Here is a 23,967-nt window from a genome sequence, read left to right as displayed (position 1 = left end):
CCCTCACTGCCCGTCCGCAGTCCCCTCACTCCCGCCGACAGCGTGGTCGCCCTCGTTGGGATCATTGTTGTCGGCGGCAGCGTCGTAGACGTCCTTCTGCTCCGCGATGCGGTCGGTCTCCCCGACCGCATCCTGCGGCTCCCGCGACCAGATCGAATCGTTCTCGTCGCGATCGCCGGGCATATCGGGATCGACCTCGGCACCTGGGTCGCTGGAGGTCCACTCGGGCGGCTGTTTGTCGGACATGACTCCACTATGCCCGCCGCGGTGCGACTCGGGTGGCGTTCGCGTTGTCGGCGCCGGATGCCACCATCGATGCCATGACCACCACCCGCCCGGTCCCGCCGATGAACGCTGACGAACGAGCCACCCTCGAGGGGTGGCTGGATTTCTACCGCGCGACGTTGGCCCAGAAATGCGATGGTCTCGACGACGAGCACCTGCGCTTCGCGGCGGCGGCGCCCTCATCGCTCACGCTGTTGGGTCTGATCCAGCACATGGCGGAGGTGGAACGGAACTGGTTTTGCCGTGTGCTGCTGGGTGAACAGATCGGCCCGATCTACGACGCCGGTGACCGGGCCGGCGGGCACGACGGAGGCTTCGAGGTCGGTGACGAATCGTCGTACCGGCGGGCCGAGGAGATCTGGCAGGACGAGATCACCCGCGCACGGGCGAATTGCGCGGCCCGAGAGCTGTCCGACCTCAGCGCTTTCCGCGGCACCGACGTGACCCTTCGCTGGATCTATGCACACATGATCGGCGAATACGCGCGCCACTGTGGTCATGCCGACGTGATCCGCGAACGGATCGACGGCACGACAGGGGTGTGACACCCGCCCGACCGCCGGTTGAACAACACCCGCCGGCGGCGGTGGCGAGATGGCAGTGAGCCCGGCGCGTATCGAAACGCGCCGGGCCCACCACATCACTCGGGTACCTCAGATCAGCCCAGCAGCAACGACTCTCCGTCGGCACCGACGTTCACCGGCACCACGTCGCCGTCGTGGATGTCGCCGGCCAGCAACGCCTTCGCGAGCTGGTCGCCGATCGCCTGCTGCACCAGCCGCCGCAGCGGGCGGGCGCCGTACAGCGGATCGAAGCCACGCTCGGCCAGCCATTCCTTGGCCTTCGGCGTCACCTCGAGTTCCAGTCGACGCTGCGCCAGACGCTTGCCCAGTTGCGCGAGCTGGATGTCGACGATGGATACCAGTTCCTCCGGACTCAGCGCGTCGAAGATCACGACGTCGTCGAGCCGGTTGATGAACTCCGGCTTGAAGGCTGCGCGGACGGCCGCCATCACCTGGTCCTTGTCGCCACCCGAACCGAGGTTCGAGGTGAGGATCAGGATCGTGTTGCGGAAGTCCACCGTTCGGCCCTGTCCGTCGGTCAGGCGACCTTCGTCGAGAACCTGCAGCAACACGTCGAACACATCCGGATGCGCCTTCTCGACCTCGTCGAACAACACCACCGTGTACGGACGCCTGCGTACGGCCTCGGTCAGCTGACCGCCGGACTCGTACCCGACGTAGCCGGGAGGGGCACCGACGAGCCGTGCGACACTGTGCTTCTCGCCGTACTCGCTCATGTCGATGCGGACCATCGCGCGCTCGTCGTCGAAGAGGAACTCCGCCAACGCCTTTGCGAGCTCGGTCTTACCGACACCGGTCGGACCGAGGAACAGGAACGAGCCGAGCGGCCGGTTGGGGTCGGCAACCCCGGCGCGCGCACGACGCACCGCGTCGGACACTGCCTGGACCGCGTCCTTCTGGCCGATGACCCGGTGTCCGAGCTCGTCTTCCATCCGGAGCAGCTTGGCGGTCTCACCCTCGAGCATGCGTCCCGCAGGGATGCCGGTCCACGCCGACACGACCTGCGCCACGTCGTCGGGGCCGACCTCCTCCTGGAGCATCACGTCCTGGCCGGGATCGGTGCCGGTCTTCTCCAGCGCCGCAGCCAACTCCTTCTCCAGCGCCGGGATCTTGCCGTACCGCAGCTCGGCGGCACGGCCGAGGTCGCTTTCGCGCTCGGCCCGATCCGCTTCTCCGCGAAGCCGTTCCAGCTCCTCCTTGACGTCCCGCACCGCATCGATGGCGGTCTTCTCCGACTGCCAGCGTGCCGACAGTTCGTTCAGCTTCTCCTTCTGGTCGGCCAGCTCACCGCGCAGCTTCTCCAGTCGCTCCTTGGACGCCGCGTCGGTCTCCTTCTCCAACGCGACCTCCTCGACCTCGAGGCGACGAACGATCCGCTCGACCTCGTCGATCTCGACGGGACGGGAGTCGATCTCCATGCGCAGCCGCGACGCCGCCTCGTCGACGAGGTCGATGGCCTTGTCGGGCAGGAAGCGCGAGGTGATGTAGCGGTCTGAGAGCGTCGCCGCCGACACCAGCGCGGAGTCGGTGATGCGCACGCCGTGGTGCACCTCGTAACGGTCCTTGAGCCCGCGCAGGATGCCGATGGTGTCCTCCACCGTCGGCTCACCGACGTACACCTGCTGGAACCGGCGTTCCAGCGCGGCGTCCTTCTCGATGTACTGGCGGTACTCCTCCAGTGTCGTCGCGCCGACCAGCCGCAGCTCACCGCGGGCGAGCATCGGCTTGATCATGTTGCCTGCGTCCATCGCGGAGTCGCCGGTCGCACCGGCACCGACGATGGTGTGCAACTCGTCGATGAAGGTGATGACCTGTCCGGCCGAACCCTTGATCTCGTCGAGCACGGCCTTGAGCCGCTCCTCGAACTCACCGCGATACTTGGCGCCGGCCACCATCGATCCCAGGTCCAGAGAGATGACCGTCTTGTTCCGCAGTGACTCCGGGACGTCGCCGGCGACGATGCGCTGGGCCAGGCCCTCCACGATCGCCGTCTTTCCGACACCGGGTTCACCGATGAGCACCGGGTTGTTCTTGGTGCGGCGCGAGAGCACCTGCACCACGCGACGGATCTCGGTGTCACGACCGATGACCGGATCGAGCTTGCCCTCGCGTGCGGCCGCGGTCAGGTCGGTGGAGTACTTCTCCAGTGCCTGATAGGTCTGCTCGGGGTCGGGGGTGGTGACCCGGGCGTTGCCGCGCACCGCGACGAACGCCTCCTGCAGTGCCTGCGGCGTCGCGCCCGCATCGGCCAGCAGTTTGGCGGTGTCGGAGTCGCCCGTCGCCAGCCCCACCAGCACGTGCTCGGTGGAGACGTATTCGTCGCTGAGCTCGCCGGCCAGCTGCTGGGCTGCGCTGATGGCCGCGATCGACTCGCGGGAGAGCTGGGGCTGCGCGCTCGCACTGGCCACCGTAGGCGCCCGATCCACCAGTCCCTGAGCCTGCGCGCGAACGGTCGACGGATCCACCCCGACCGCCTTGAGCAGCGGTGCGGCGATGCCGTCGGACTGATCGAGCAGGGCAACGAGGATGTGTGCCGGACGTACGTCGGAATTGCCAGCAGCGGCGGCCGCCTGCACAGCAGCACTCAACGCTGACTGTGTCTTGGTGGTCGGGTTGAAGCTGTCCACTCGCGTGTACCTTTCTCTCTTTAGTCCAACAGGCTCAAGTATGAGCCATACGAGAGGTGGAACGCCAGTAGAGTTGAGTCTATTCCACTCAACTTAGACCGGTACGGACGCCAGGTGCGCGTCAGAGACTGTCCGCGAACCGTTTGATGTCGGCGACGGTCGCTTCGTGCGCCTCGCGCGCCGACGTCGGGAAGATGGTCTCGGCCGCATGGGTGAGGCCCAGGTTCACCCGTCCATGGGCGACGACACCTGCCTGAAGGAGCTTCCGGTAGTAGGCCCTGCCTTCGTCGCGCAGCGGATCGAGCTCGTTCACCGATATCACGTGAGGCGGCAAACCGCGGAGGTCGTCGACACCAGCGAAGTACGGCCAGCACAGCGGGTTCTCCGCGTTGTGGAAATCCGGGTCGTAGGTCGCTGCGAGCACATCCAGTCGCGAGCACGAGGCGAAATAGCCGTCGTTCTCGATCATCGACGGCAGCTCCCGCAGTTTCCGATCGTCGCTCCACGCATAACCACCGCTGATGAACGGCACCATGGCGTAGACACCATCGACCATGCCGATCGTCCCGTCGCGCGCAGCCTTCAACGCCGTCGCCAGCGCGAGATTTCCGCCGCCCGACTCACCCTGGAGGACGATCGTCGAGACGCCCAACCTCTCCCGCTCGGCGTGCACCCAGCCGAGTGCACCGAGACAGTCGTTCAGGCCGGCCGGGAACGGATGCGGACCGCCGACCCCACCGGCATTGCGGAAGTCCACCGCGACCACCACCAGCCCGGCACCGGCGAGCGCCCTGCACCAGCCGTCGTGAACGGGGCCGTCGACAGCGAGCATCGTCATGCCGCCACCGTGCAGGTAGATCACCGCCGGCAGCGGCCCGGCAGCTTCGGTAGGTCGAAAGATGTTGAGGGCGATGTCGTTTCCGTCACCCCCGGGAACCATCTCGGTCGTCCGCTCGACGTCCGGGCCGCCGGACGGCCGCTCGGCCAAGGCGGCGTAGAAGGTCTCGAAACCCTGCTCGGTGGTGGCCACCACGGCCAGCCGGTCGGCGTACGAACTGGTGCGATCGACCGGCGACGGCCCACTGTTCGCAGCGAATCCGAACCGCGTCAGCGTGGCGAGCAGATCGGGATTCATCCGACTGTCGGTGGACAGATCCATCGCCGGATCGGACAGACGCCCTTCCAGCTTCGCCGACAAGCGAACCGGCGCTTCCGATGTCATCGTGCTGCCTTCATCGTTGTCCCCTTGGTCATGACAGAACGAACCCCTGGTACCCGTTGGCCTCGATCTCACGCAACCGCCTACCGTACTCGACCACACCGGCCGGATAGATCCCGAACGTGTGGCCGGTCGCCCCCTCGACCGGGTTCCAGAACCATCCCGACTTGTTCTCCGCGTAGAGCGTCATACTCACCACCTCGGCCACGTGCGCACTCCATTCGTCGCACGCCGCCTGCGTGGGCTCGATCCGGCTGAGGCCGTTTTCGCGCATGTGTCGCATCAGCGAGTCGAGGAACAGGGCCTGATGTTCGATACAGCGGGGTATGTTGCCGCCCATGGCCTGTGGGCCCCGAGCATCAGAAGATTGGGGAACCCGTACGTCCCGAGACCAGCCATGGTGTTCGGGCCCTGGCGCCACGCGTCGCCGAGTGACACCCCGTCACGACCGCGGATGTCGATCTGCTCGAAGGCGCCCGTGACCGAGTTGAACCCGGTCGCGTAGATGATGACGTCGAACTCGAATTCCTTTTCCGTGGTGCGAATCCCGCTCTCGGTGACCTCCACCATCGGTGTCGCGGTGGTGTCCACGAGTTCGACATTCGGTTGGTTGTAGACCTCGTAGTAGCGGGTCTCGTAGGGCGGTCTGCGCTGGCCGAAACCATGATCGACGGGGATCAGCTTCTTCGCCACGTCGGGATCCTCGACGCGCTCGCGAATCTTCTCGGCGAGGAATTCCGAGAACTCCGCGTTCAGCTCCTTGGTTCGGATCACCTCGATGAAGTTGGTGTACAGGCGGGCGAACCCTCTTCGGCTGTACAGCGTTTCGTACCACTCGCGTCGTTCCTCCGGGCTGAAGGACAGTGCCGAGGCGGTGATGGGACCATGAATGAAACCACCGCGGGTGGTTCGTGTCTTGGTCCAGATCGCCTCGTACTGTCCTTTGATCTCGGACATCTCCAACGGGGTGAGAGGCTCGTTGTTCAGCGGCGGACACCAGTTCGGGCTGCGCTGGAACACCGTCAGCGAGCCCACGATCGGCCCGATCGCAGCGATGGTCTGCACCCCGCTCGACCCGGTCCCGATGACGGCCACCCGTTTGCCCTCGAGGTCGAGCCCCTCTTTCGGCCACCGGGCAGTGTGCGCCGTGGCGCCGGTGAACGTTTCCCGGCCCGGGATGCCGGGGTACTTGGGATCCGAGAGGATGCCGATACCGGTGATGAAGAATCGGGTGCGGTAACGGTCACCGTCGGCGGTCGTGACCAGCCAGGTTCCATCGTCGGGATCCAGATGTGCGGACGTGACCACGGTTCGGAGCTTCATGAACGGACGCAGGTCGAGCGCATCGACCACATAGTTGAAGTAGCGCTCATTCTCGGGCTGGCCGCAGAAATGTTCCGACCAATCCCAGCCGTTCCGGAGCTCCTCGGAGAAGAAGTAGCCGTAACTGTAGCTCTCGGAATCGAGCCGCGCGCCGGGATAACGGTTCCAATGCCACGTACCCCCTACACCGTCTGCGGCGTCGACCGCGATCGCGTCGAACCCCGCAGACCGGAGTCGGTGAAGCGCTTCGATGCCCGACACCCCGCAACCGACGATGAACGCATCGAGCACCGTTTCGCCGGCGGAATCGGTCGCAGTGGCCTGTGTATCCGCTTGTGTCATGGTCTCTTCCTTCAGTCCTGGTCGATCTGCGGGCGGCGGCACGCATCGGCATATTCGGAACGCAACTGCGCGACGATCTCGCCGACGGCGGGGATACCGTCGATGAACTCGATACTCTGCCCGGCGCTCCAGATGTCGCGCCACGGAGTGATGTCTGCCGGCAGGTGATCGCTGTTGAGCGTCCCCGACGGTTCCGGCAGACGATCGGGGTCCAACCCCACGTCGGTGAGGGAGGTCGCCATCCAGTTCGCGGGGACCCCGGAGATCCCGTTCGTGTACCGAAGGTCGGTGGCCGAATCGGACATCAGAAGCTGCTTGTACCGGTCGGATGCGCGTGACTCCTGCGAGGCGATGAAGCGGGTGCCGATGTAGGCCAGGTCGGCACCCAGAACCTCGGCCGCGCGGATCGCCGCTCCGTGGCCGACCGCGCCGGCCATGACGATGACACCGTCGAACATCTGCCGCAACCGTGGCACAAGAACCAGATGGCTGACCGTCCCCGAGTGCCCTCCGCCACCTGCACCGATCGCGACAAGACCGTCCACCCCGCCCTTGATCGCACGCTCGGCATGATAGAACGATGTGACGTCGTGGTAGACGATACCGCCCCAATCATGTACGCGTTCAGCGATTCTCGCGGGATTTCCGATGGCGCTCACGATGATCTCCACACCATGGCGCCGGCAGACCTCGAGATTCTCCGCGAGTTCGGCGTCATCCATCCGCGCCGCGAGGTTGACCGCGACGGGACCGACACGCGCGTCGGAATCCTCGGACAGTCGTTCGTCGATCCCCTCGCGAATGAGCCGCAACCAGGAGTCGAACTCCTCGAGAGTGCGCGCGTTCTGACGCGGCAGACCGCCGACGATGCCACTGAGGCACGCCTCCCGCACCAACTCCGGGCCGGTCACCAGGAACATGGGTGAACAGAACGCCGGCAACGTGAGCCGATCCCGCACGTGTGAGTCAAGAGCCATGTGATTCCTTCGCTGTCAAACACTGCCCGACCACTTCTTGACGACTAGTCAACCGGTCGGCTAGGTTTTGCAGAGTACTACGAATCACGAGAGCTTGGCTAGAGGTTCATGATGAGCCTTCTGGAATTATTCCGTTGCGCGCAAAGCTTATTCACGCATCTCGCCAATCAGGCGCGCACTTGCACCAAGGAGAGCCATGGAGTTCGGATGGACGAAAGCCGAGGAAGAATTTCGCACTCGGATCCAAGAAGCGTTCGCCACCCACGCGCGGCCCGGTTGGACCCATCACGACCGTGACATGCCCACCATCAAGGACCGTGACGATTCGATCGCGTTCTGCCAGGCACTCGCCGACGAACAGCTCCTCACACCGCACTGGCCGGAGGAGTACGGCGGACGCTCGGCATCGGGCTGGGAACAGGCGATCCTCGGGGAAGAGGCGTGGGGCAGCGGCGAGCCGCGCGGACCCCAGTACATGAACGTCAACTGGATCGGACCGGCGATCATCTACGCCGGCACCCAGGAGCAGAAGGACTATCACCTGTCGCGTATCGGCAAGGGGAATGTGCTGTGGTGCCAAGGCTTTTCCGAGCCGGATGCCGGCTCGGACCTCGCCTCCATGCGCACCGCCGCCGTCCGCGACGGCGACGATTATGTGATCAACGGCCAGAAGTGCTGGACGTCCTACGCCCACCGGGCGGAATTCTGCTTCCTCTTGTGCCGGACCGATCCCAAGGCCGAACGACATGCGGGCATCTCGATCTTCCTGGTGCCCATGGACACCCCGGGCATCGAAGTCCGCGAGATCCCGTCACCCTACGCCGCTCATCTGGTGCACGAGGTGTTCTTCACCGACGTGCGGGTACCGGAGAGCTGCCGGCTGGGACCCGAGAACAAGGGCTGGCAGACCATCATGACGGTGCTGGCGAACGAGCGGGCGGGATGGGTCACGCACGAGAATGCGTTCCGGCGTCTCGACACACTCCTCGAACACCCCGACGTCGATCCCACGAATCCGGACGTGTCGGCAACGGCGGGCCGCGCCTATGCGATGGCCGAGGCCACAAAAGTGCTCAACTTCCTCGCCATCGACGAGCGCGAGAACACCGAACACGGCAAGGCACGCACCATCGCGCCGGTCGGGCAGGCAGCGCTGGGACTCCTCGAACCCGCGGTCGGCTGGGCGATCCACGAGATATCCGGGATGGAGTCGCTCGATCCCGATTCGATCGCCGGGCGCTCGATGGTCAGCATGACAGCGAGTCCCATCGCCGCCGGCGCCATCGAGATCCAGTTCAACCTCATCGCCAAGCAGACTCTGCAACTGCCCAAGGAAGGACGTCCGGCATGAAACTCACGATGACCCAGGACCAGGCCGACATCGTCGACGCGGCGGTCAACGCGGTCCGTCGCGCAACCACCGATGTGAGCGACGATGACCAGGCCCGGCGTGCCATCACCGCACTGTCGGACGGCGGGTTCCTCGACCTCGCCTCCACCGCGGGACCACTCGAGGCCGCACTGGTCACCGAAGCCATCTCACGATCGGGCGTGCTGGCCCCGGTCGGCGCCCGGCTCCTGGTCGGCGACGTCTGCGGACTGGGTGACGATCCCGTCGTCGTCGGATTGGTCGAAGGACGCCGCTCGCTGGTGCGGTATGGAACTGCGGCGGACGTGTTCGTCGGGGTCGACGGCGACGATGCGTTTGTGGCACACAGGGATCAGGCGACCATCACGCCGCTCGCAGAGGGCGTCGGTACACCGGTGGCGCGCGTCGAGATCAACAATTCGACCCCGCTCCCCGCGGCGCAGGCGGCTGCCGTGGCTCGACGATGGCGCATCGCCATGGCCGCCGAAGCGGCAGGCGCGATGGCAGGTGCGATCTCGTTGACCGTGCCCTATGTCTCCCAGCGCATCGCTTTCGGACGTCCCCTCGGCTCGTTCCAGGCAGTCCAGCACCGGCTGGCCCGCGCCCAGGTCTTCGCCGAGGGAACGAGCTGGCTGGCGCGGCATGCCGCCTGGGCGGACGACGACTACCTGGCCGCATGTGCCGCAACCTACGCCTGCATGGCCGCTGTCCAGGTGTACGAGAACACCCATCAGGTGACCGGCGGGATCGGTATCACCACCGAACACGGGCTCGTCCGGCACACGCGTCGACTGGTCGGCCTGCAACGGGAACTCGGCGGCATGAACGCCCATGCCCGTCGCGTCACCGCGTCCCGTCTCGCCGAACCGACACCAGCGGCGGTTGCCGAAAATGTCGCCTGACAACACCGAGGACCTCGTCCTGAGCAGCCAGGATGGCCTGGTGCGGACCCTGACACTCAACCGCCCGGACCGTCACAACGCGACGACACCCGCCATGCGGCAACGGCTCTTCGGTCTCTTACGGGAGGCCGAAGAAGACCGTGAGGTCCGATGCATCGTGGTGACGGGAGTCGGCCGGTACTTCTGGCCCGGTGAGGACCGCGCAGAACTGGCGCACCTCGACGCAGCCGACGTCGTGCGTAGGCAGACGAATCCCTCGTACGACTATCCGATGAGCATGACCACCCCGATCGTGGCCGCGGTGAACGGCGCCGTGGCCGGGGTGGGGCTGTCCTTCGCCTTGCAGGCCGACATCCGGGTCGCCGCCACCGGCGCGAAATGGGTTGCACCGTTCGCCAATCTCGGCCTGGTGGCCGAGGCCGGTCTGTCGTGGTTGTTGCAGCGGCATGTCAGCCGTGGGGCGGCACTGGAGATCCTGCTGACCGGCGACGCCTTCACCAGTGAGGACGCCTATCGCCTGGGTATCGTCCAACACCTCGAAGAGCGCGACGATGTCCTGGCGACCGCCCAGCGGATAGCGGCCCGCGTGGCACGCAACTCCCCGTTCTCCGTTCACAACATCCGGGAGCAGGTGACGATGGACGCGACACGGCCGTGGCGTGAGGCCTACGACGACGGCACCCGCCGCGCACTCGTGAGCCTCGACCGCGATGACTTCCGTGAGGCCGTTGCGGCGGCAATCGACAAGCGCGACATCACTTTCGGAGGAGCACACCGGTGACGCCGACAGACCGAAGCCTCGATGCCCTGTTCACACCGGCCAGTGTGGCCGTCATCGGTGCGTCCGACGATCCGGCCCGCATCGGCGGGCGAGTGCTCGCCCGGTTCCTCGACCATTTCGCCGGACCCGTCTACGCCGTGAACGCGAATCGAGATACCGTGCAGGGACATCCGGCGGCTCGCTCGATCGCCGACCTCCCTGCGGCACCCGATCTCGCAGTACTCGCGCTCCCTGCGAACCTCGTGCCCGACGCAATCGACGAACTCGCTGCGTCTGGATGCCGAGCGGCCATCGTCTTCTCGTCAGGATTCGCCGAATCAGGCGCCGAGGGCAAGGCCATGCAGGACCGGCTCCGTACGGCGGCGGCGGAGTCGGGCATGCGCATCATCGGCCCCAACTGTGTCGGCACCATGAGCCTCCCGTCAGGTGTCCTGGCCACCTTCGCGGATCTCCAGACCGACGTGACACCATCGGCGCAGCCGGGGGTCGGGATCGTCAGTCAGAGTGGCGCTCTCGGCTCGGTCTTCTTCCACGCGGCAGAAGCACTCGGCCTCCATGTGTCCTACATGTGCACCACCGGCAACGAAGCCGATGTCAGTGCGGCAGAGGCGATCGCCGCACTGGTGGAGCGGCCGGACGTGCAGGCCGTCATGGTCTATCTCGAGGCACTCAGCGATCCCGAGGTGCTGTACACGGCCGGTCGTCGCGCACTCGAGCTCGGGAAACCGATCGTCGCGCTCAAGGTCGGCGTATCCGACTCGGGTGCCAGGGCCGCGGCAAGCCACAGCGGATCGTTGGCGGCGCCCGACCGCTTCGCTCAGGCGCTCCTGGACCGGGCAGGCATCATGCGCGCCGGGTCGCCGGTGGAACTGGTCACCGTGACCGCAGCTCTGGCGGCCGGACGGTTCCCGGCCGGAGATCGTGTTGCGGTGATGACTCTGTCGGGGGGCGTCGGCATCATGATCGCCGATGCACTCGATGCCGGCGGGTTGTCGTTACCGCGGACCCGTGACGAGACCGCACGGCAGATAGAGAAGCTGATCCCGGAGTACGGCTCGGCGCAGAACCCCATCGACTACACCGCCAACGCCGTGAACGATCCGGCCGGCTTTGCCGAGATCCTCGACGCCGTGGTGACCGATGACGACTTCGACATGGTCATCATCAGCGGGCTGGCGATGGGAACCTTCGACGAGAACCTCGCCACCATCAAGCGTGTGCGCGACAAGGTGACGAAGCCGGTCGTCGTGTCGGTCTCCGGTGCGAACTCCGTGACCGTCAACAGACACGGAATCCCGTGTGTCCCGGATGCTGTTCAGGCGGCCAACGCGGTGGTCGCGCTCAAGACCTACGCGGATCTGCGGGCGCGGCGCTCGGCGGAGAAACCGCTGTTGGGCGACGGCAGCGCGCACGGAACGACACATCACACACTGACCGCCGAAGAGACCCGAGAACTACTGTCGCGTTTCACAATTCCGGTCGTGCAGGAGATCGATGCCGTCGACGAGGCGAGTGCCGTACAGGCAGCCGACACGGTGGGTTACCCGGTCGCGGTCAAGCTGGATTCCGCCGTCGCGGAGCACAAGACGGAAGTCGGGGGTATCCGGCTCGATGTACGCGACGCTGCGGGAGTTCGCGCGGCGGTGGCCGACATGCGAGCCGCGAGCGGTATGACCGGAGACGTTCCCGTGGTGATCCAGCAGATGGTCGGCCGCGGACTTGAACTGACCGTCGGCGCAATCCGCGACAGCACGCTCGGCCCGGCGGTCCTCGTGGGGCTCGGGGGCGTGATGGTCGAGATCCTCGATGAGATCGAGATGTCTCTTGTGCCGGTGAGCCATGCTGACGCCGAACGCATGCTCCGCAAGCTGTGTGGTGGGCGATTGACAACGGGACCCCGAGGCATGGACGACGCCACCGTCAAGGCCGTCGGGGACGTGATCGTCGCCCTGAGCTCGCTGATGGCACAGTGCCCCGACGTGACCGAGGTCGACGTGAATCCGCTGATAGTCGGGGAACCGGGTCCGGTGGCCGTCGACGGGCTGGTCCGAGTCGCCCGCCCGGATATGGGACAGGATTGACTACCATGGGGCCCTTGACCGGTGCAAGGAGAAGACGGAGCAATCGGATGTCCGCGGTGACGGCATGACACCACCGAAGGCCAAGCGCCCAAAGGCGACGGCGGCCGATATCGAGGCCGCTTTCGCACGTAGCTTTCTCGCGAACGGATATCGAGGCACCAGCGTCGATGCGGTCGCCAAAGACCTCGGGATGCCGAAAGGCAGCATCTTTTATCACATCGGAACCAAGGAGGCCGTGTTCTTCCGCGTGCAGATGGCCGGCATGCGTGAGTTCACGGACCGGTTGCGCGAGATCTCGGAATCCGACGAACCAGCCGAGATCCGTCTCCGTGAGGCGATCCGAGACAGCGTCCGGCGCGTCGATCCGTCCGCTGGGCCGTTGTTCGCGATGAGCCGCGACAACCATCACCTGCCCCCGAACATGCGGCCGAACTCGAGGACGTTCGCCGCGACTATCAAGCACTGTTCATCGGCATCATCGAAGACGGGGTCGCGGCGGGGACCTTTCGGCAGCAAGAGCATCTGAAGGTCGTGGTGTTCGGCATACTCCGTTTCATCGGCCTCGTGAAGGACTGGTATCGGCCCGACGGCGAACTGTCGCTCAACGAATTGGCCGACCTCTACTGGTCCTTCACCTGCCGCGGCCTCGGTCACGAGCCCGAGAACTGACGTTCGCGCACTGCCCGGTCGACCGCTCCCCGTCAGCGTCGGAGAGAACCTACGACACCAACAATGCCCGCCGACCTTCGCACGGTCGGCGGGCAGTTGCGTCAGCGGTCGATCGCGTGCGGTCAGATGACGCTGACGACGAGATTCCAGATGGCGACACCCAGGTTGTAGATTGCGATGATCATCGTCGGTCCCTTCGATCGGATTAAGGTCTGCCGGCCTCGTGGCCGAACACCGATTGGACGCAACGACTCCGACAGAATGTTCCCGGGCGCCGAGGATGCCCTACGACAGCTTCACGCCCGCCGCAGCGCGAGCACGGGAATGGTGCGGATGCCGGCGGTCTTCGTCTCGTATTCGGCGAATCCCGGATATCGACTGGCCTGCTCACCGTAGATGCGATCACGCTCCTCACCGGTCACCTCGGTGACCGCCACGTCGTACTCGTCGTCGCCGAGCTCGACGCGAGCGCTGCCCGAGTCGGTGAGGTTGTAGTACCAGGCCGGGTGAGTGGGCGCCCCGGCCTTCGACGCGAAGATGTACATCGAGTCGCCGTCGGCCGGCATGTACATCAGCGGGGTCACGCTCTGCTTTCCGGATTTACGGCCCGTGTGGTGCAGCAACACCATCGGGGCTCCCTCGAAAGGTCCGCCGACCTTCCCGTTGTTCTCGCGGAACTCCTTGATGATCTGCGTGTTCCAGTCGTCCGAGTCAGCCATGTTCGATCCTCCTGATTTGTCGACATCAGTGAACGTGCACTGCCATTCTCCCTGAACTGCCGGCGACGGGAGCCCGGCCGGACCAACAGCGACTACGCGTAGCCGAGCGCTCCACGTACCGACGCCGCATCGGCGAGGTCGGGATCGGTGGGACTGCCGGTCAGCGTGACGTACCGGCCTCCCTCGGGCCCGGCCGTCACCGTCACGGAATCGGCGAGACCGGATTCGTCCAACCGAATCCGGTCCGACAGATAGGTTCGCCACCCCAGGATGATCTGCTTGGGGGCAAGTCCGATGTCCTTCTGGGCCAGGTGGAACGGGTAGGTGCCTGCCTTGAGCCAGTCGGGATCCCACGCGGAGATCATCGCTCCCATGTGATCGGTGATCGACTCACGACCCTGCTCCGAATCCGCATCCGGCATCTCGATGTCGATGAGTAGCCGGTTGTCGGAGTGCTCGCTGCCGGCCCGTACCCGTATCTGCACGGGAAAGTTCTCGGGCCCATCTTGACGGTTGATCCGGAGCTCGTGCTCGTCGCCGCGGCGGCTGGTGGATTCGATCGCAGTCGCCAACGAAGTCGGATCGGCGATGTCGACGGGCACCGCGTCCATGAACCGGCTGCCCTTCCGCTCGACGAAGCGGACCCAGGCACCGACGGGCTGGTCCGGCATCGCCGTGAGCATCTGGCGGCCGGCGGCGACGATATCGGCGTGGGACTGTGCCCGCGGACCCCAGCCGCCGATCAGATCGATCTTGGCCATGAACAGTCACCCTACTTCTTCGTCGGCGGTTCCACCCGAACCGTGATGCGGTCGCCGTAGTCGTTCCGGTCGATCTCGGCCTGGACGTCGCGGCGCTGACGCTCATCGGCGACAACCCATTCCACCTCGGCGTCATGCTCAGCGGCGGCGTTGTACTGGTTACGCAATTGCTCGGGCATCTGCTTCGCCTCGTTCGACCACGGCTGGAGATTCCCGTCCTTGTCGTAGACAACGTCGGGGCGGTGGTACTTGACCTCGGTCCACTTCTCCTTCTCGGTCGCCGTCGGGGGTGTGACGTCGTCGACACTGACCTTTCCCGATTTGGCGTCCTTGGAGGGGATTTCGTATGTCGTGCCCGGCGGTCGGCCGGTCACCTGCTCCTGATAGTCCTTGGTCTCCTGCGACCACCCGTTGGTCGATTCCGGCACCCAGCGACCGCTGCCGCCATTGGTTCCCGCCGGGGGCGGAGGCGGCGTCGTCGTGGAGGGAGCCGTCGTGGAGGGAGCCGGCGCGGAGGGCTGTGCCGGCTCGGGAGCAGCCGGAGGAGGTGCCTGCTCGGTGGTCGGCGGTGCGGTCTCCGTAGGGCCGCTGTCGGGTGCCGGAGACTCCTCGGCAGGCGGCTCGGCGGGAGGTGCGGAGTCCTCGTCGTCGTCCCCGAAGAACTGCTCGAGGACCCAGGCGCCGCCTTCGAGGACGTCCCCGATGCCGTGGAGAAGCCCCCACCACTCGCGCCACCCTTGCGGCTGCGCCGGAGGATTCGGTGGAGCGTGCGCTTCCGGAGCGCCTTCCTCCGGATCAGGCCTGCCGGTGATGTTCGGCGCCTTGGGCGCAGGCTCGTCCGGGTCCGCCTGCTTCATCGGTGGCGACAGGATCGTCGCAGGTGGATTCTGGTCGCGTCGCTCCGGCATCTGCGGTGCGTCCGGTGTCTGCGGCGCCGGCGACGGCGGTTCCGGCGCGTCAGGGGTCGTCTCACGTGGCGACGGCTCCCGAGTAGGAAGCGTCGGACGCTGCGGTTGTCTCGTGAGGCCCGGTGTTTCCGGATCGGTCCCCGGCCGGTCGGAGGCACGATCGTCGCGCTTGTCCTTCGTGCTGTCCCCGGTTTCACGGCTGTCTCGGCCGCGACGAGGGTCCCGACGGTCGTCACCGCCCTGGGGAGCATGGGTTTTCGGGGCGACCTTGTTCGGCCCACGATTCTGCTGCGGACCGGTGGGTCGGTCGGACTTGCCGCGGTCGCGCTTGCGGTTGCTGTCGCGGTCCGACGGATCTTTGTGCGTGGTCTGTGGGGCCTTGGTGTTCGGCGAATACTTGTGCGGTCCGCGATCGGGTTTGGGTATCGACGAGCGCGGCCTTGCCGGCTTGGCCGGGCTCGGCTTGCTGCCACCGGGCGAACCGACGCCGGGACCACTCGGCGATCCCGGCGAACTCGGCGCGCTGTTGCGAGGCGCCGGCTGCTGTGCCCGCGGCTGCATCTTGCGCGCCTCACCACCCCGATCGGGCGAGGATGTCGACGGTTTGCTCTTGCCGCTCTTGGCATCTCCCGGACTCGACGAGTGCCCGGCACCTGAGCCGCTGGGAGACGCGGCGATCGCCTGCGCCGCCGGCAGGGCACCGATCAGCATCACCGCAATCGCAAGGACCAACATGCGAATCAGAACCGCCATCGATCTCGAATCCCGCATCGTCAGCTCACCTTCGTGTTGTGGATCAGGTTCGCTGCGAATGTAGGTCCGCTCGACGGCGGTGCGGTGTGCGTGCGCCGAAAAGTGCTTTACGCAAAGGACACCGACGAAAAGATATCCGCCGGCCGGGAACATTCACCTCTGCGTGCCGCATCCAACGGGTAGCGGTGGATCATGCCCGAACCGCACCTACCGCAGCGGCTCACCCCACTGCACCTGACCACGCAACCGGTTCTTCAACAGTTTCCCGCCGGCGTTGCGCGGTAGCACCTCCCCCGTCACCACCGCGAACTGTGGGACCTTGAAGTCGGCCAGGTTCTGACGGCAGTGCGCCAAGACGGCATCGAGGTCGAGTTCACCGGACTCGGACACCAGCACGGCGCCCACCTTCTCGCCCATCACGTCATCCGGTACCGGGACCACGGCAGCATCCACCACACCGGGAGCCGAGACGAGCACGGCCTCGACCTCGATGCTCGACACGTTCTCGCCGCCTCGGTTGATGATGTCCTTGATCCGGTCGACGATGTGGACGCGGCCGGCGTCGTCCACGCGCACCACGTCTCCGGTGTGCAACCAGCCGTCGACGATCGTCTCGGCGTCGGCGTCCGGTCGCTCCCAATAGCCGTTCGTGACATTTGCTCCCCGCACGACGAGCTCGCCGATCGTCGGGTCGTCGGAGATCGGCACGATGCCGATGTCCACCGACGGCACCGCGTAACCGACCGAATCGGCATGTTCGGCGGCATCCTGGTCCGGCAAAACTGTTACCAGAGAGGCGGTCTCGGTCATCCCGTACCCGTTCATGACGGTGGCCTCGCTGAACGCCGACTGGAGATCCTGCACTGTCGACGGCGCGATCGGCGCGCCCCCATACCCGACCACGCGCACCCCGGACACATCCGCGTCCGCGAACGCCGGGTGGCGGAGCAACAGTGCGTACACCGCCGGCACGGTGACCATGTAACCGATCCGCTCGGCTACCAGCACGTCGACCAGGGTGGCGACGTCGAGCTGCGGCATGATCACGGCTGTCCCGCCGACATAGGCGGCGACGAGGAGCTGAGAGTTGCAGCCGGTCACATGGAACAGCGGCACCGAGATCAGCGTTCGGTAGTCCGCGCCCACGTCACGGGAAAGGCCGGAACAGCGAATCATGTTCTCGGCGTTGGTGACAAAGGCCTCGTGTGTGGTGGGAACACCCTTGGGCCTGCCGGTGGTGCCCGACGTGTAGAAGAACGCCGCCACGTCACCCGCCGTCGCGCCGTCGACCGTGTACGGTTCACCATCCGGAAGCGGGGTGCCCGGCGCCAGGTCCAGAGTGACGCCGGCGTTCTCGAGGACGAACGCCACCTCTGGTTCGGCCGATCGGGTGTTCACCGCGACGGCGATCCCGCCCGACAGCACGGTGCCCCAGAAGGCGAGTACCCAGTCGACGCCCGCCGCGTAGCGGACCGAGACACGATCCCCCTTCCCGACACCCCGGGCACGCAGCCCGCCGGCGACACGCGCGGCCGCGTCCCAGAGTTCCGCGTAGGTGAGGCGGCGACCTCCGAGTTCGACAACCGCCTCGACGTCCGGCTGCGCAACGGCGCGGTCCCGGAGAACGTCGATGAGCGTTGCCGGGACGTCGGTGTATCGAAGCACCCCGGTGGCGTCGGGCTCCACTCCGTCCTGACCGAACGGGTTGTGGTCGCGGCTGATCTCGATGACGGCGTTGTCGGTCATGATCTGTTTGTACTCCGCGACCTTCGGCCTCCGTCGCATGTCGACCAAACGCCCGTGCACACGGATCCGGCCCTAACTCGGATCCCCCGGTCAGACGTCTGATCCCGGACCGCCGAGATCCCGTGCCGCCCGACCGAGCCTGCTGAGCAACGCCCGCGCGGTCGACCCGCCGGCATCGCCCACGGCCGAACGCAGGAACGACTCCTCCATGGCACGGATTCGCTGCTTCACCCCGCCATGTGATCGGCGGCCCGCGGGCGTCATCGACACAGTTACCCGTCTGCGGTCGGTCGAGCGGGCGCGCTCGACCAATCCACGTTCGGTCAGCTCGTCGAGCAGGTGTCCGAGCCTGGTCGGGTCCCGCCGCGTCCGGCGCGACAGTTCCGTTTGAGAGATTGCAGTGGCGTCGACGAGCGCATCGAGCACCACGTACTCCCACATCGACAGACCGGCCTCGTCCAGTATCGGCTTCTCGGCGGCCACCATCGCCCGGGCGAGCGCACCGGCCGCGGCACCGAGATCCATCTCGAGCTCATCGCCCGCCATGCGCTACCCCTTCCCTAATAATCTACCGTGGTAGATGATTAGCAGATGACCCCCATCGAACAACTCCATCGCCGTGCGCTCGCCGATGCCGACGACACGATCCGCGCACTCACCCCAACGATGATGCCCGCACCGAGCCACTGTGCGGGCTGGACAATCGAAGATCTGCTCTGCCACATGGTCGGACAGAACTTCGGTTTTGCGGCCGCGATCACCGACGGCGATGCCGACCGGTCCGCCTACCTGCCAAAACCCCGCACGCTATGGGGCGAGTCCCGAGCCGCACTGACCGCAGCCATCGACGGCGACCCCGCCGATCAGGTGCGGTTGATCGAGATCCGGCAGGAGGCGATCCCACTCGAGGTGGTGCTGGCGATTCACACGCTCGACCTGGCCGTGCACGTGTGGGACGCCGTCGGGAACGCATATCGACCATCACCCGACATCGTGGACCTCGTCGTCGCGCAGGCGGAACGGATCCCTACCGACCGAGGCGACGACGCGGTGTTCGCACCGGTCCTCGCGATCGAGAGCGGCGACGCCTGGCACCGGGCTCTCGGGCTACTCGGCCGCCGCCCCGACCGGGCCGCGTAGCAGTCGGCCGATCGCGTGGAACCGACCGGGCATCACGGCCAGAAGATCGTGCCGTTCTGGAAGTCCTGGGCATAGCGTCCGCCGACCTTGTACTGACCGCCGAGCGGCACTCCGTAGTAGCCGCCGGCGCTCTTCTGGGCCTGCCACTTCTTCAGGATTCCACCGCGGACGACCTGAACCCCGCCCGAATCGCTGAAGCAGATGACGCCGCCCTGGAAGTTGTTCAGGAGACCACTGCCCACCGAGAGCTCACTACTGGTGGGATAACCCATCGGACCGCGTTCGGCTCCCGAGGCGTACCACCGCTGGCGGATGGCTCCGCCCACCTCATGCGCATTGCCACCACCGACCGACGGATGCCAGTAGAACGACGCATCGCGCTTGAAGTTCTGAAATCGTCCGCCCTTGGCCGCCGCGTGCTCGGCGCCGGTCGGCAGTCCCCACTTGAGGATTCCACCGCTGAAGATGTACGCGTCCCCGATCTTGCCGCCCACCGAATGCCCACCGAGGACGATGTCCGCATGGGCAGGCGATGCGGGTCGGGCAACACCGAGAACGGCGCCGACCACGGAGACGGCGAGAACCATCGACGCCGCGAGGAGACGCCGCGTCATCGCGAGTGGGATCGGCCGCGGCAGAGGTGCAAGTCTCGACATGTTCCGGAGTGTACGTACACCACGCAGTGAATCCGAGAGGGGGTGATCTGGCTGATCAAGAGACTTGCGGCGCAAAGGTATTCGCTGGTCAACCCGTCTCGACAGTGCGCGCGAGGATTCCGAGCGTTGCCCGGATCGCCGCTTCCGGGAGGATCGGGAAGACACCGCGAGCCTCATCGCGAACTCGGCTCCAGTCGTAATACGAGGTCACGCGCGTGCCGCCGTCCACCGGGTCCAGTCGGTACCCGTACCGGTGATCCAACGGAGGGCGGACCATTCCGGCGATCGACCATTCGACCCACCGATCCCGGTCGAAGCCGGTGATGATCACGCGGACATCGTATTTGCCCATCGGCCGGTCATTCAGCGACTCGCGGTCCATGTGGACGAGGAACTCGTCGCCGACCGCCTGCACAGATGCGCCCTCGGCACTCTGCAGCATCCCCGAGCTGTCGATCGCGACATGCCCCGCAGGCGAACACAACAGCGCGAATATCTCCGCCTTGTCGGCCTCGATCACCCTGGCCACCTCGAACCGTTCACTCATCGCCGAAACTCCTCTGGTCGCATCGTGACCACGTCGGAAGCCACAGCGTCCACGGTATCGGCTCTCCGGCCAGGGCCGAGTCGTTCTGCAGGTTGCCTACCCTCGCGTTGCCCGCACGGCCCGGAAGTCGTCCCGCTCCACCAGGCGTGACACCGCGAGCCCGGCGATCAATCCCCAGAACGCCGAACCGATGTTCAGGAAGCTGAGATCCGAGATGGAGACGAGGAACGTCACGAGTGCGCCCATCGTGAATCCCGAACCGAACGCCGATCGGAAGGCGTTCTGCAGAGCGCCCAGCAGCGCCAGCCCACCGACGGTGGCGATGAACGCGGCGGGCATGGCGTTCATCAGCGCGACGAAGAGTGGGGCGAACAGCCCCACCATGATGGCGAGCACGCCGAACGTGAGTGCCGCGGTGTACTGCCGTTTCCGTTCCCCGCCTGCGACCAGCAACGCATTGGTGGGGCCGGCGAGACAGCTCGAGATCGCACCCACCGCCGCCGACAGCATCGACCACACACCGCAGGCGATCGTGACGACGTTGACCGGCGCCTGATGGCCCGCCGACTTCAGGACCGCGACTCCTTGACCGTTCTGCACGACGATCACGGTGATCACCAACGGGACCACCAGCTCCAGCAAGGCACGGACGCTGAATTCAGGAGTCTGCACCATCGGGGTGGCCAGCCACGACGTCGTCTCGTGCCCGAGGTGGAACTTGCCGCTCACCGCGACGGCCACCGCACCCGCCAGGCAGGCACCGATGATCGGCGGCATCCAGCGCGACAGCGTGCCGTGACATTGCAGGAGGAAGAAGGCGACCACGATCGGCAGCGCCACAATGGGATCCGCGCCGACCGAGCGCACCACGTCGATGCCGAACTGTAAGAAGACACCGGCCACCATCGCCATCACGATCGGTGTCGGCAAGGCAGACATGACCTTTCGCACCCGTCCGGTCGAACCGATGACCAGGATCAGCACACCGGAGACAAGGAACGCTCCCAGCACCTCCGCCCAGGAAAGGTGTTTCAGGGAGGCGCCGACCAAGACCGTGCCGGGGATCGTCCACGCGAACGCCAGCGGCATGCGGTACACCCAGCTCGCGATGAGCGTCAGGATGCCGTTCAACACGAACACGCCGAAGATCCACGACGACAACACGTCGGCGTCGAGCTTGCCGGCCGCACCGGCCGCCAGGATCACCGCGACCGGGCCGGACGCGGAGAAGATCAGCCCGACGACACCGTTGACGACGTAGGTGCCGCCGAGGTCGCGGAGTACGTCGCGCGGACGCAGCAGTCGACCGCTCGGACGCTCGATGACGGCGCTGGCCGACGGAGCCTCCTCGGCGGTCTCCGCAACTGACTCGGGGGCGGACATGACGTGAGATCTCCTCGTCCCGCCGGCCTGCTGTGACACGGCGCGTGGTGGCCGATGTCCGATCGTAGGGCGACGATTGTTCTACGAGAAAGACTCAGATTCGCCCCATTGATCGACAGAAGCGATCAATCGAGGCCAGATCGCTACGCTCCGTCGCACCCGGGGCGGGCGCATCCTCCGACAGTGGTTTGCCCAGCGGTATCAGGTACAGCACGTCGAGAACCACAGCCGTCGCACCCAGGTTGCGACCGACGTGAGTGTTGGCCTGTCCGCGCGGCTCCCGGATGATCTCGCCGGGCCCGTAGACCGTCGCCACGCAATCGGGTCCGGGGTGGGTGAGGGTGCCGGAGCGGACCAGACCGATCAGGTCACCGTCGTGATAGTGCCAGCCGGTGGTCCCGCCCGGCGCGACGGTGATCTCCCGGACCGCGACGTGCACGCCCGCGGGAACGAACGGCAGGAGCCCCGCGGGGATGTCACCTTCGGCGAGAGTGACCGCCGAAATCCCGGACGACGGAGTCGCTGTCGCCTGCGCGGGAAGAAGCCCGCCCACGACCGTCAACGCGATCACACCGACGAGTGCCCGGATCAGCTGCTTCATCACCGGACCTTACCGCCGACCGGGGGCGCGCGTGCGCGCTATGCGCTATGCACTCTGCCGTTCCTCCACCCGTGGGGCACGGTCGGGCGCCGCTGTGCGATCCGACCGTTCCAGGCTCTCGAGGACACCGATCGCGTTGCGCGCGAAGACCTGCTGTTCGGTGATGGCCAGCTGGGTGCGACTGCGGCTGGTGAAGGCGAAGAACCAGTCGACGAGCGTCGTGAACCGATTGCGGAATCCCACCAGATACAGCAGGTGCAGGAACAACCATCCCAGCCACGCGACGAAGCCCGAGAACTCGATGCTGCGCGATGTGCCCGGGATGGGGATCTTCGCGACCGCACTGTAGCGGGCAATCGTCGCCATCGAGCCCTTGTCCCAGTACGAGAACGGCTTACGGGCCGTCGGGTCGGCGCCGCGCAGCCCCGCCTGGATGGCCGAGGTCGCGTACTTCGCGCCCTGGATCGCGCCCTGGGCCATCCCGGGCACGCCGTCGACCGCCATCAGGTCGCCGACGACGAAGACGTTCGGATGCCCGGTCACGGTGAGGTCGGGCTCGACCTTCACCCGCCCGGCGCGGTCGAGTTCGACGTCGCTCTGCTCGGCCAGCTGACGCCCCAGCGGGCTCGCCGCGACGCCTGCCGACCACACCTTGCACTGGCTCTCGATCCGCCGTGTGGTGCCGTCCTGGTCTTTCACGACCAGGCCGTGATAGTCCATGTCGACGACCATGGCCCCGAGCTGGATCTCCACCCCGTTCTTGGCCAGACGCTTCGCGGCGCGGCGGCTCAGCTTGCCGCCGTAGGGCGGAAGCACGGCAGGCGCGGCGTCCAGGAGGATCACCCGCGACTCGGTCGGGTCGATGTTGCGGAACGACCCCCGCAGCGTCTTTGTCGCCATCTCGGCGATCTGCCCGGCCATCTCCACACCGGTCGCCCCCGCGCCGACCACCACAAAGGTGAGCAGACGTGCGCGTTCGTCCGGGTCGTCGGAGAGTTCGGCCTGTTCGAAGGCGCCGAGGATGCGTCCGCGCAATTCGAGCGCGTCGTCGATGGTCTTCAATCCGGGCGCGTACTCCGCGAACCGATCGTTGCCGAAGTACGACTGATCGGCACCCGCGGCGACGATCAGACTGTCGAACGACGTCTCGGTGACGCGCTCCAGCAGCCGCGACGTCACACTGCGCCGCTCAAGGTCGATGGTCTCCACCTCGCCGAGGACCACCGTGGTGTTGCTCTGTTTGCGCAACACCACGCGTAACGCAGGTGCGATCTGACCTTCGGAGATCAGTCCGGTGGCGACCTGATAGAGCAGTGGCTGGAAGAGATGGTGGGTGGTCCGCGCGATCACGGTGACATCGACGTCGGCCTTTGCCAGTTGTCGCGCCGCGGTGAGTCCGCCGAACCCCGAGCCGATGATGACCACGCGATGACGTGCGTTTTCGCCGCGCTCGCGGGTCGGCGCATCGATGGGTGTCTCGTCGGTGGGTGTGTCGTCGTTCATGCAGCTGTCCTCCAGGAGAGTTCTCCGGGACACCCAGGCGGACGATGCCTCTGACAGTTGCGCTCCACGCCGGTTGATTCCGGCCTCGCCA

The 23,967-nt window shown here is 66.2% G+C and carries 24 protein-coding genes; 8 read left to right on the top strand and 16 right to left on the bottom strand.

The features are described from left to right. Nucleotides 1–3 precede the first annotated feature (3 nt). Nucleotides 4–246: a hypothetical protein gene (locus GTV32_RS19230; RefSeq protein WP_161061665.1), complete on the bottom strand. Its 243-nt coding sequence runs from the start codon at nucleotides 244–246 to the stop codon at nucleotides 4–6. A gap of 74 nt (nucleotides 247–320) precedes the next feature. Between GTV32_RS19230 and GTV32_RS19225 the strand changes: the two genes are divergently transcribed. Then, nucleotides 321–830 carry a DinB family protein gene (locus tag GTV32_RS19225; RefSeq protein WP_161061664.1) on the top strand — a complete coding sequence of 170 codons (510 nt, stop codon included), beginning with the start codon at nucleotides 321–323 and terminating at the stop codon, nucleotides 828–830. Between the two features lie 113 nt (nucleotides 831–943). Here GTV32_RS19225 and clpB read toward each other — a convergent pair whose 3' ends face one another. From clpB to GTV32_RS19200, 5 genes are all read right to left on the bottom strand, one after another. Beyond that, the gene (gene clpB, locus GTV32_RS19220) at nucleotides 944–3,496 is read right to left on the bottom strand and encodes an ATP-dependent chaperone ClpB (protein WP_161061663.1); all 2,553 of its coding nucleotides are present in this window, start codon (nucleotides 3,494–3,496) and stop codon (nucleotides 944–946) included. A 121-nt stretch (nucleotides 3,497–3,617) separates the two neighbouring features. Next, on the bottom strand, nucleotides 3,618–4,718 hold the full coding sequence (locus GTV32_RS19215; protein ID WP_161061662.1) for an alpha/beta hydrolase fold domain-containing protein: 1,101 nt from the start codon (nucleotides 4,716–4,718) through the stop codon (nucleotides 3,618–3,620). Nucleotides 4,719–4,746: 28 nt separating this feature from the next. After that, entirely contained in the window at nucleotides 4,747–4,989 is a 243-nt protein-coding gene (locus GTV32_RS19210; RefSeq protein ID WP_161061661.1) for a hypothetical protein, read from the bottom strand. A gap of 8 nt (nucleotides 4,990–4,997) precedes the next feature. Continuing rightward, nucleotides 4,998–6,380 (bottom strand): NAD(P)/FAD-dependent oxidoreductase, encoded by a 1,383-nt coding sequence (locus GTV32_RS19205; protein WP_161061660.1) that lies wholly within the window; start codon nucleotides 6,378–6,380, stop codon nucleotides 4,998–5,000. Between the two features lie 11 nt (nucleotides 6,381–6,391). Next, a complete protein-coding gene (locus GTV32_RS19200) occupies nucleotides 6,392–7,357 on the bottom strand; it encodes a nitronate monooxygenase (RefSeq protein WP_161061659.1) in 966 nt (321 codons plus the stop codon). Between the two features lie 196 nt (nucleotides 7,358–7,553). Here GTV32_RS19200 and GTV32_RS19195 point away from each other — a divergent pair, with 196 nt between their 5' ends. From GTV32_RS19195 to GTV32_RS19170, 6 genes are all read left to right on the top strand, one after another. Next, nucleotides 7,554–8,708: an acyl-CoA dehydrogenase family protein gene (locus GTV32_RS19195; RefSeq protein ID WP_161061658.1), complete on the top strand. Its 1,155-nt coding sequence runs from the start codon at nucleotides 7,554–7,556 to the stop codon at nucleotides 8,706–8,708. Then, on the top strand, nucleotides 8,705–9,628 hold the full coding sequence (locus tag GTV32_RS19190; RefSeq protein WP_161061657.1) for an acyl-CoA dehydrogenase family protein: 924 nt from the start codon (nucleotides 8,705–8,707) through the stop codon (nucleotides 9,626–9,628). Before GTV32_RS19195 ends, GTV32_RS19190 begins: the two co-directional genes overlap by 4 nt. Then, complete coding sequence (locus tag GTV32_RS19185; RefSeq protein ID WP_161061656.1) at nucleotides 9,618–10,409, top strand: enoyl-CoA hydratase-related protein; 792 nt, start codon at nucleotides 9,618–9,620, stop codon at nucleotides 10,407–10,409. Before GTV32_RS19190 ends, GTV32_RS19185 begins: the two co-directional genes overlap by 11 nt. Then, entirely contained in the window at nucleotides 10,406–12,490 is a 2,085-nt protein-coding gene (locus GTV32_RS19180) for an acetate--CoA ligase family protein (protein WP_161061655.1), read from the top strand. The genes GTV32_RS19185 and GTV32_RS19180 overlap by 4 nt, the downstream gene beginning before the upstream one ends. Before the next feature lie 64 nt (nucleotides 12,491–12,554). Further along, a complete protein-coding gene (locus tag GTV32_RS19175) occupies nucleotides 12,555–13,016 on the top strand; it encodes a TetR/AcrR family transcriptional regulator (RefSeq protein ID WP_161061654.1) in 462 nt (153 codons plus the stop codon). After that, nucleotides 12,953–13,159, top strand: coding sequence for a hypothetical protein (locus tag GTV32_RS19170; protein ID WP_237421953.1), 207 nt, complete (start codon nucleotides 12,953–12,955; stop codon nucleotides 13,157–13,159). Before GTV32_RS19175 ends, GTV32_RS19170 begins: the two co-directional genes overlap by 64 nt. Nucleotides 13,160–13,455: 296 nt before the next feature. Here the strand turns inward: GTV32_RS19170 and GTV32_RS19165 are convergent, their stop codons facing one another. The 5 genes from GTV32_RS19165 to GTV32_RS19145 all read right to left on the bottom strand — a co-directional run bounded on the left by GTV32_RS19165 (nucleotide 13,456) and on the right by GTV32_RS19145 (nucleotide 18,592). Then, entirely contained in the window at nucleotides 13,456–13,878 is a 423-nt protein-coding gene (locus GTV32_RS19165; RefSeq protein WP_161061653.1) for a nitroreductase/quinone reductase family protein, read from the bottom strand. Nucleotides 13,879–13,970: 92 nt separating this feature from the next. Continuing rightward, nucleotides 13,971–14,639, bottom strand: a complete 669-nt coding sequence (locus tag GTV32_RS19160; protein WP_161061652.1) for a hypothetical protein — start codon at nucleotides 14,637–14,639, stop codon at nucleotides 13,971–13,973. An 11-nt stretch (nucleotides 14,640–14,650) separates the two neighbouring features. Then, the gene (locus tag GTV32_RS19155) at nucleotides 14,651–16,318 is read right to left on the bottom strand and encodes a hypothetical protein (protein ID WP_161061651.1); all 1,668 of its coding nucleotides are present in this window, start codon (nucleotides 16,316–16,318) and stop codon (nucleotides 14,651–14,653) included. A 189-nt stretch (nucleotides 16,319–16,507) separates the two neighbouring features. Further along, nucleotides 16,508–18,046, bottom strand: a complete 1,539-nt coding sequence (locus GTV32_RS19150) for an AMP-binding protein (RefSeq protein WP_161061650.1) — start codon at nucleotides 18,044–18,046, stop codon at nucleotides 16,508–16,510. Nucleotides 18,047–18,136: 90 nt separating this feature from the next. Continuing rightward, nucleotides 18,137–18,592, bottom strand: a complete 456-nt coding sequence (locus GTV32_RS19145; protein WP_161061649.1) for a MarR family transcriptional regulator — start codon at nucleotides 18,590–18,592, stop codon at nucleotides 18,137–18,139. Between the two features lie 45 nt (nucleotides 18,593–18,637). On the opposite strand from GTV32_RS19145, the gene GTV32_RS19140 reads away from it, so the two are divergent. Then, nucleotides 18,638–19,186 (top strand): maleylpyruvate isomerase N-terminal domain-containing protein, encoded by a 549-nt coding sequence (locus GTV32_RS19140; RefSeq protein WP_161061648.1) that lies wholly within the window; start codon nucleotides 18,638–18,640, stop codon nucleotides 19,184–19,186. Nucleotides 19,187–19,218: 32 nt separating this feature from the next. Here GTV32_RS19140 and GTV32_RS19135 read toward each other — a convergent pair whose 3' ends face one another. The 5 genes from GTV32_RS19135 to GTV32_RS19115 form a co-directional block, all read right to left on the bottom strand. Then, nucleotides 19,219–19,842, bottom strand: coding sequence for a lysozyme (locus GTV32_RS19135; RefSeq protein WP_161061647.1), 624 nt, complete (start codon nucleotides 19,840–19,842; stop codon nucleotides 19,219–19,221). Nucleotides 19,843–19,930: 88 nt separating this feature from the next. Beyond that, nucleotides 19,931–20,389 (bottom strand): polyketide cyclase, encoded by a 459-nt coding sequence (locus GTV32_RS19130; protein ID WP_161061646.1) that lies wholly within the window; start codon nucleotides 20,387–20,389, stop codon nucleotides 19,931–19,933. A gap of 96 nt (nucleotides 20,390–20,485) precedes the next feature. Then, the gene (locus GTV32_RS19125; RefSeq protein ID WP_161061645.1) at nucleotides 20,486–21,772 is read right to left on the bottom strand and encodes a benzoate/H(+) symporter BenE family transporter; all 1,287 of its coding nucleotides are present in this window, start codon (nucleotides 21,770–21,772) and stop codon (nucleotides 20,486–20,488) included. Between the two features lie 94 nt (nucleotides 21,773–21,866). Further along, nucleotides 21,867–22,373: a cupin domain-containing protein gene (locus GTV32_RS19120; protein ID WP_161061644.1), complete on the bottom strand. Its 507-nt coding sequence runs from the start codon at nucleotides 22,371–22,373 to the stop codon at nucleotides 21,867–21,869. A 45-nt stretch (nucleotides 22,374–22,418) separates the two neighbouring features. Next, on the bottom strand, nucleotides 22,419–23,876 hold the full coding sequence (locus tag GTV32_RS19115) for an NAD(P)/FAD-dependent oxidoreductase (protein WP_161061643.1): 1,458 nt from the start codon (nucleotides 23,874–23,876) through the stop codon (nucleotides 22,419–22,421). Nucleotides 23,877–23,967: the final 91 nt, after the last annotated feature.

Origin of the sequence: Gordonia sp. SID5947 (genome assembly GCF_009862785.1) — a bacterium.
Taxonomy (GTDB): domain Bacteria; phylum Actinomycetota; class Actinomycetes; order Mycobacteriales; family Mycobacteriaceae; genus Gordonia.
This window is presented reverse-complemented; position numbering and strand designations above follow the sequence as displayed.

What these genes read in the sequence shown, in the direction of transcription:
- GTV32_RS19230 (WP_161061665.1), bottom strand. Translation starts at nt 246, where the DNA reads ATGTCCGACAAACAGCCGCCCGAGTGGACCTCCAGCGACCCAGGTGCC.
- GTV32_RS19225 (WP_161061664.1), top strand. Translation starts at nt 321, where the DNA reads ATGACCACCACCCGCCCGGTCCCGCCGATGAACGCTGACGAACGAGCC.
- GTV32_RS19215 (WP_161061662.1), bottom strand. Translation starts at nt 4,718, where the DNA reads ATGACATCGGAAGCGCCGGTTCGCTTGTCGGCGAAGCTGGAAGGGCGT.
- GTV32_RS19210 (WP_161061661.1), bottom strand. Translation starts at nt 4,989, where the DNA reads ATGCGCGAAAACGGCCTCAGCCGGATCGAGCCCACGCAGGCGGCGTGC.
- GTV32_RS19205 (WP_161061660.1), bottom strand. Translation starts at nt 6,380, where the DNA reads ATGACACAAGCGGATACACAGGCCACTGCGACCGATTCCGCCGGCGAA.
- GTV32_RS19200 (WP_161061659.1), bottom strand. Translation starts at nt 7,357, where the DNA reads ATGGCTCTTGACTCACACGTGCGGGATCGGCTCACGTTGCCGGCGTTC.
- GTV32_RS19195 (WP_161061658.1), top strand. Translation starts at nt 7,554, where the DNA reads ATGGAGTTCGGATGGACGAAAGCCGAGGAAGAATTTCGCACTCGGATC.
- GTV32_RS19190 (WP_161061657.1), top strand. Translation starts at nt 8,705, where the DNA reads ATGAAACTCACGATGACCCAGGACCAGGCCGACATCGTCGACGCGGCG.
- GTV32_RS19185 (WP_161061656.1), top strand. Translation starts at nt 9,618, where the DNA reads ATGTCGCCTGACAACACCGAGGACCTCGTCCTGAGCAGCCAGGATGGC.
- GTV32_RS19175 (WP_161061654.1), top strand. Translation starts at nt 12,555, where the DNA reads ATGACACCACCGAAGGCCAAGCGCCCAAAGGCGACGGCGGCCGATATC.
- GTV32_RS19165 (WP_161061653.1), bottom strand. Translation starts at nt 13,878, where the DNA reads ATGGCTGACTCGGACGACTGGAACACGCAGATCATCAAGGAGTTCCGC.
- GTV32_RS19160 (WP_161061652.1), bottom strand. Translation starts at nt 14,639, where the DNA reads ATGGCCAAGATCGATCTGATCGGCGGCTGGGGTCCGCGGGCACAGTCC.
- GTV32_RS19155 (WP_161061651.1), bottom strand. Translation starts at nt 16,318, where the DNA reads ATGCGGGATTCGAGATCGATGGCGGTTCTGATTCGCATGTTGGTCCTT.
- GTV32_RS19150 (WP_161061650.1), bottom strand. Translation starts at nt 18,046, where the DNA reads ATGACCGACAACGCCGTCATCGAGATCAGCCGCGACCACAACCCGTTC.
- GTV32_RS19145 (WP_161061649.1), bottom strand. Translation starts at nt 18,592, where the DNA reads ATGGCGGGCGATGAGCTCGAGATGGATCTCGGTGCCGCGGCCGGTGCG.
- GTV32_RS19140 (WP_161061648.1), top strand. Translation starts at nt 18,638, where the DNA reads ATGACCCCCATCGAACAACTCCATCGCCGTGCGCTCGCCGATGCCGAC.
- GTV32_RS19135 (WP_161061647.1), bottom strand. Translation starts at nt 19,842, where the DNA reads ATGTCGAGACTTGCACCTCTGCCGCGGCCGATCCCACTCGCGATGACG.
- GTV32_RS19130 (WP_161061646.1), bottom strand. Translation starts at nt 20,389, where the DNA reads ATGAGTGAACGGTTCGAGGTGGCCAGGGTGATCGAGGCCGACAAGGCG.
- GTV32_RS19125 (WP_161061645.1), bottom strand. Translation starts at nt 21,772, where the DNA reads ATGTCCGCCCCCGAGTCAGTTGCGGAGACCGCCGAGGAGGCTCCGTCG.
- GTV32_RS19120 (WP_161061644.1), bottom strand. Translation starts at nt 22,373, where the DNA reads ATGAAGCAGCTGATCCGGGCACTCGTCGGTGTGATCGCGTTGACGGTC.
- GTV32_RS19115 (WP_161061643.1), bottom strand. Translation starts at nt 23,876, where the DNA reads ATGAACGACGACACACCCACCGACGAGACACCCATCGATGCGCCGACC.